A 5719-nucleotide genomic window follows, 5' to 3' on the forward strand; every position below is an offset into this window, starting at 1 on the left:
CGGAACTTGCTCTTTCTTGATATATTACAAACAAGTCGGCTAAAATTGAAATTTTAACGTTATCCTGAAAGGGGGGCAAAATTTGGATGAGAAGATACTTAAAGATGTAAGGGTTTCTAAAAATCATTTACAATCGGTTCATAATAATAATCAGTATAATAAGTTGATTGTAGGTTATTACAATCAATACATAGAAGATTCTAGACCTGTAAAGAAGAAAAAGACTATTTTGGATTATACTAGATTTACTTATGAAGATTATTTTGTTGAAAAATTAGAACATAAAAGAGATAAGTTAGCTAATTGTAATAAGAAATGGGAAGTTGAAGTTTATGAAAAACTTAAAGTAAAAGATTATGTGTCTACTTTATTATGTAATGATAAGTTTTGTAGTAATTGTAAGAAAGTAAAGCAAGCTTCAAGGATGGCGAAAAATATGCCTTTGCTTGAACAGTATAAAGATAAATTATATCAAATGGTTTTAACTACACCAAATATTGTAGATCATACAGGGGAAGAATTGAAAAAAGAGATTAAAAAGCAATTTAAAGCATTAACTTATTTAACAGAATATTTAAAAGGTAAAAAACAAGTAAAGGGTTTAGATTTTGATATTGGATACTTAGGTGCAATAAGGTCGTTGGAGGTAACTTATAGCGGTGACTATTATCATCCGCATTTGCATTTGATATTAGTATTGGATAATCAAAATGAATTTATAACAGATAAAAAAAATATAAATAACTATTCTTATGATTATTATAAAAAAAGACCAACTAGATTATTTTCAGATTTTGAAATATTGTTACAGAAATCTTGGTATCTTTTATATAATGGGGAAAGATTGACTAAGGAAAATATAGATAAACTGGAAAAAGGTTATAGTTGCATGATGGATAAGGCAAAAGAAGATGATTTTTTAGAAGTTTTTAAATACATGGTGAAGAATGATCCGGCAGAGGAGAATGTAAAAGGTAGTAACAAAATGACTTATAAAAATTTTAGAGTATTAGAATATGCATTGCATAGTATAAGACAGATACAAGGTTATGGAGTTTTTTATAATATTAAAGATATATTAATGGCTGAAGAAGTAAATGAAATGTATGAATGGATAAGAGAGTATTTAATCAAAAATGAAGGAGAAGCTCCTGCATATCGTGTTGAGAAGATACAGAAGCTTCTAGATGATACTGAGTATACTCTTATATCAAGGAAAAAAATATTTACGTATTTAAGAAAAATATACTCTGAATAATAACATTATAGCATAAAGAGGGCTTAATTGCTCTCTTTTTTAATTTCTTTTAAAGCTTCATTTGGGTGTATGTTTAATAGATTACAGTAAATTCGCCTGAAAGCCCACGGTTTCAATCGTGGGATGAAAGGCGTTTCTTTTAATCTTCTTGTTGCAGTTTCAGTTTAAAACTGATACTATAAATATATGGGACAAGATTATAGAAGAACACAAACAACAGTATCTTTAATAAACTATCATTTTGTTTTCTGTCCAAGGTACAGACGTAAAGTTCTAGTTGGAGAAGTTGAAATAAAATTTAAACAGCTTCTCAATGAGATTTGTAAAGACATTGAAATAGAAATTTTGGCAATAGAATGTGATAAAGACCACTGCCATCTTTTTGTCAATGCACTTCCTCATTTAAGTCCAGCAGACATAATGGCAAAAGTGAAAGGAGTGACTTCTCGATTATTAAGGCAGGAATTTAAACATCTGCGACATTTGCCAAGTCTTTGGACAAGAAGCTATTTTGTATCTACCGCAGGAAATGTATCAAGTGAAACTATAAAACGATATTGAAGAACAAAAAACAAGGGGGTGAAACAATGCAGATAACAGTAAAATTTAATATTATTTTGACAAAAGAACAAGTACAACTAATAGAATCTATATCAAAAGAATATATCCATACTGTTAATAGCCTTGTTTCATCTACGCTCCAATCAGAAGAAAGAGTAAAGCTATCATCTAAAGATGTTTTTGCAAATATGCCAAGTGCAGTGAAAAATCAATCTATTAGAGATGCCAAAAGTATCTGTACTAAGTACAAGAAAGCTATCAAGGCTAATTCCAAACTGCCTACTGATAAACAAAAAGTAATCAATGTAGCTACCCTTAAAAAACCTGTCTGTATATGGAATAATCAAAATTATTCACTTAAAGACGGTATTCTTAGTTTTCCCGTTATTATAGATGGGAAATCGCAGCGTATTCAAACTAGAACTATCATGACAGACTATCAGCTAAAACAACTAGAAGGTCATTTTGGGAGCATTGCGTATAACTAAGAAAAGCAATAAATATATCGCTCAAATAAGTGTTGAAAAAGTATCTCATATAGTTAAAGGTGATGTTGTAATGGGTGTTGACTTAGGCCTAAAAGTTCCTGCTGTAGCTGTAACCGATTCAGGAAAAACGTTTTTTTTTGGAAACGGTAGGCAAAATAAATACGTCAAACGTAAATATAAAGCGAAACGTAAAAAACTTGGAAAAGCCAAGAAGCTTAAAGTCATTAAAAAGCTTGATGATAAAGAACAACGTTGGATGACAGACCAAGACCACAAAGTAAGTAGAGAAATAATTAATTTTGCAGTAAATAATAATGTTTCTGATATTCGGCTTGAAAAATTAACGAATATCAGAAACACGGCAAGAACAAGCCGTAAAAACGAAAAAAATCTACATACATGGTCATTCTATCGTCTAGCTCAATTCATAGAGTATAAGGCACTATTGAAGGGGATAAAGGTTGAATATGTTGATCCTAAATACACTTCTCAAATATGCCCTGAATGTAAGAAACTAAATAAAGCAAGAGATAGAAAATATAAATGCTCCTGTGGTTTTAAAACACATAGGGATAGAGTAGGTGCTATAAATATAATTAATGCACCTGTAGTAGATGGTAAAAGTCTACTAGCCTAGGGTACTATATGTACTGCTCTAGGAGGGGTAATGGCATACCCTAAGCTTGAGGTCATACTCCGATAGCAGAAATGTACTTCGGTTTAATCACTCAAGAATCCCACTGCTTTAGCTGTGGGAGTGTCAAATGAAGCATGATGGTCATTTATCTGTAACTAGTGAAGGAAGATTGTATTATGCTGGTAGTCAAAAAATTAGTTTTAATAGTGGTATACCTTTAAATACAGGAGATGGAGTTGTTGTTTGGAATGAAATTCAAGATTTAATTTCAACTTCTGATGTTTATTCCGATGTTACTTTAACGGATGAAATTGCAAATTCAAATTATCCAAATATAAATTTTGAATATGATGGAAAAGAACCGATTAGCAATCCGTTTTGGGATTATGAAAACTTACATACAGGTACTAGAAGTATTGATATAGGTGCAAATCCAGATTTATCAGCTCTAGTAGGGAAAACATATGAAGATGTTATTAGTGAAAATCCAAGTCAACAAAATCCTATGGTGCCTCCGATACCATTTCCTGATTCATGGTTTGGCAAATGGAAAGATATAGTTAACGATAGTGGAACATGGCAAGGGGAAGGCATAGATGGAAGTACTGGAACTGCAATAGATAGTCCTCCATTAGATATTCCTGGAACGTGGCAAGGCAAATGGTCTTGGACAGCAGACGGTCAATTAGTTTTCGATGGTTCTTTTTCAGGTTCTGACGGAACAACATGGCAAGGAACATATACGCATACAGGAATAGGTGTTCAGAATCCTGTACTAAATCCACCACTAACCCCGGATTTAACAGGAATAACAGGTTGGTTATCATCTATAAGTTCATGGTTAACTAGTTTGTTTGCGTTTCCAACTGATTTTAGTTTGAATTTAGACCCGTTGAAAAATCTACCTATAGCAACAAAATTTCCTTTCTGTTTGCCATTTGATTTAAAAAATAGCATTGAATCATTGCAATCTCCTGTCGTTGTCCCAGTTTTTACGACTACTTGGAATTTACCCTTTTATCAAGGAGATATAGAGATTAATTTAGCAGCTATGGAACGATTTGCACAAATAACACGTTGGGGAACGTTAATTGTATTTAATCTTGGTTTAATACTTGTTACAAGGAAGGTGTTATCATGATATGGCAAGCACTAGCATCTTTTATTAATCTACTTATTAAAGCATTAGGAACGGTTTTAGGGGCAATTATCGGATTATTACCTTCAAGTCCTTTTCAAACTATTTCAAATTCAGCAGTAACAGAATATTTAGGCATGTTGAATTGGTTTATATCCGTAGATGCCATGATAACTATATTAACTTACTGGACTACTGCAATTATAAGTTACTATGTAATATCAACTGCGATGAGATGGGGAAAAACAATTGAATAGGGGGATAATATGATAAGTTTTTATAGTGGTACTCCAGGAAGTGGAAAAAGTCTTAATATAGCTAGATACATATGGATTAAAGTTCGACATGCTAAACAAAATATAATACTTGTTAATATGACAGTTAATAGAGAGTATCTTATTACATCAAAACTGAAGCAACTTGTTAATAAAATTAGATTGAAATTAAAACTTAAACCTATTAATACTAAGTTAAAAGACTATGGCAAAATCTATTCTATAAGACTCGATCAGCTGAACACAAAATTTCTAGAAGATTATGCTATGAAATTTCACATGGTGGGCATTGAAGGACAATCAAAAATAATAATAGATGAGGCACAACTGATTTGGTCCCCAACGGTGATGAAAAATAAAAAGCAGGTAGACCCTAATTATCGTGAACGCTGGATAGAGTTTATGACACTCCATAGACACTTAGGTTTTGACATGATAATTATAAGTCAATTTGATAGGTTGATAGATGCACAAATACGTTGTCTATTTGAATACAATCATATTCATCGGAAAGTCAATAACTTTTGTATAGGTTATTGGCTAAACCTATTCAAAATAAAAGTATTTGCAGAAGTGCAATATTGGTATGGAGTTAGAGCAAGGATTGGAGTTAATTTCTTCGCTATTACTCCATGGACTTCAAAACACTATAGGAAAATTTATAACGCACATAAAAGGTTCTCAGATTTAAAGGGAAAGAAAAAAGTAGCGTAGCGTTGGACTTTTTTCTTCCCTTTAAATCAAGAAATATAATGTTCGTAAAAAAATGAATCCTGATGTCATGGATCACGTGGCAGCAGTCAATATTTAGATCTAAAAATTGAATAATATCCAAACAAATAGGAGGTGTGTAAAATAAATGTTCGTGATTATATGGTTAATGTTAAGTGCTGCAGCTATAGCAGCTACTCTTTGGTATTATTATCAAAATGCTTAATAAAATAGATTTACAAAAGTGTCTATACATGATAGTATATATTTAATGATATATAGGGGGGTGTATAGATTGTTTACAAGGAAACCAGAAACTAAAAATAAGTCTTTAGTTCTTAGAATGACAGAAACGCAAAAGAAGATACTTGAGATTATGGCTAATGAGAGAGGTTTATCACAATCAGAATTAATTATGATATTATTGGAGAATGAATTCAAGAAGCCTGTATTAGAAATAAAGCAGCAAGATTAAACTTGCCGCCTTGGATAGCGGAGCAACGGTTTTATCCAAGCGGTAAACAATATTCTAAACAGCGGTGTTTAAAATTATCAACTAGAAGTGTATTAATGGCTGCGGAAAGAAATATTAAACCAGTACTATCACAATTCGCACCTTAAAAGTAAGGTTTTTAATGTTTAATTTTGGCA

General features: G+C 31.7%; 5 protein-coding genes and 2 pseudogenes. All 7 read left to right on the plus strand.

What is annotated here, in order from left to right; translation table 11 throughout:
* Window positions 1–82 precede the first annotated feature (82 nt).
* The 7 genes and pseudogenes from CACET_RS19255 (at window position 83) to CACET_RS19285 (ending at window position 5543) form a co-directional block, all read left to right on the plus strand.
* Complete coding sequence (locus CACET_RS19255; RefSeq protein ID WP_052661581.1) at window positions 83–1258, plus strand: protein rep; 1176 nt, start codon at window positions 83–85, stop codon at window positions 1256–1258.
* Window positions 1259–1444: 186 nt separating this feature from the next.
* Window positions 1445–1841 (plus strand): annotated as a pseudogene (gene tnpA / locus CACET_RS19260) (IS200/IS605 family transposase).
* Window positions 1842–1845: 4 nt separating this feature from the next.
* Window positions 1846–2944: pseudogene (locus CACET_RS19265) on the plus strand (RNA-guided endonuclease InsQ/TnpB family protein).
* 127 nt (window positions 2945–3071) lie between these two features.
* Window positions 3072–4085, plus strand: coding sequence for a hypothetical protein (locus CACET_RS19270; RefSeq protein WP_044826347.1), 1014 nt, complete (start codon window positions 3072–3074; stop codon window positions 4083–4085).
* Window positions 4082–4339 (plus strand): hypothetical protein, encoded by a 258-nt coding sequence (locus CACET_RS19275; RefSeq protein WP_052661580.1) that lies wholly within the window; start codon window positions 4082–4084, stop codon window positions 4337–4339. The genes CACET_RS19270 and CACET_RS19275 overlap by 4 nt, the downstream gene beginning before the upstream one ends.
* A 9-nt stretch (window positions 4340–4348) precedes the next feature.
* On the plus strand, window positions 4349–5071 hold the full coding sequence (locus CACET_RS19280; protein ID WP_044826348.1) for a zonular occludens toxin domain-containing protein: 723 nt from the start codon (window positions 4349–4351) through the stop codon (window positions 5069–5071).
* A 292-nt stretch (window positions 5072–5363) separates the two neighbouring features.
* Window positions 5364–5543, plus strand: a complete 180-nt coding sequence (locus CACET_RS19285; protein ID WP_044826349.1) for a hypothetical protein — start codon at window positions 5364–5366, stop codon at window positions 5541–5543.
* The last annotated feature ends 176 nt before the right edge of the window (window positions 5544–5719 follow it).

Source organism: Clostridium aceticum, assembly GCF_001042715.1.
GTDB classification, from domain to species: Bacteria; Bacillota; Clostridia; order Peptostreptococcales; family Natronincolaceae; genus Andreesenella; species Andreesenella acetica.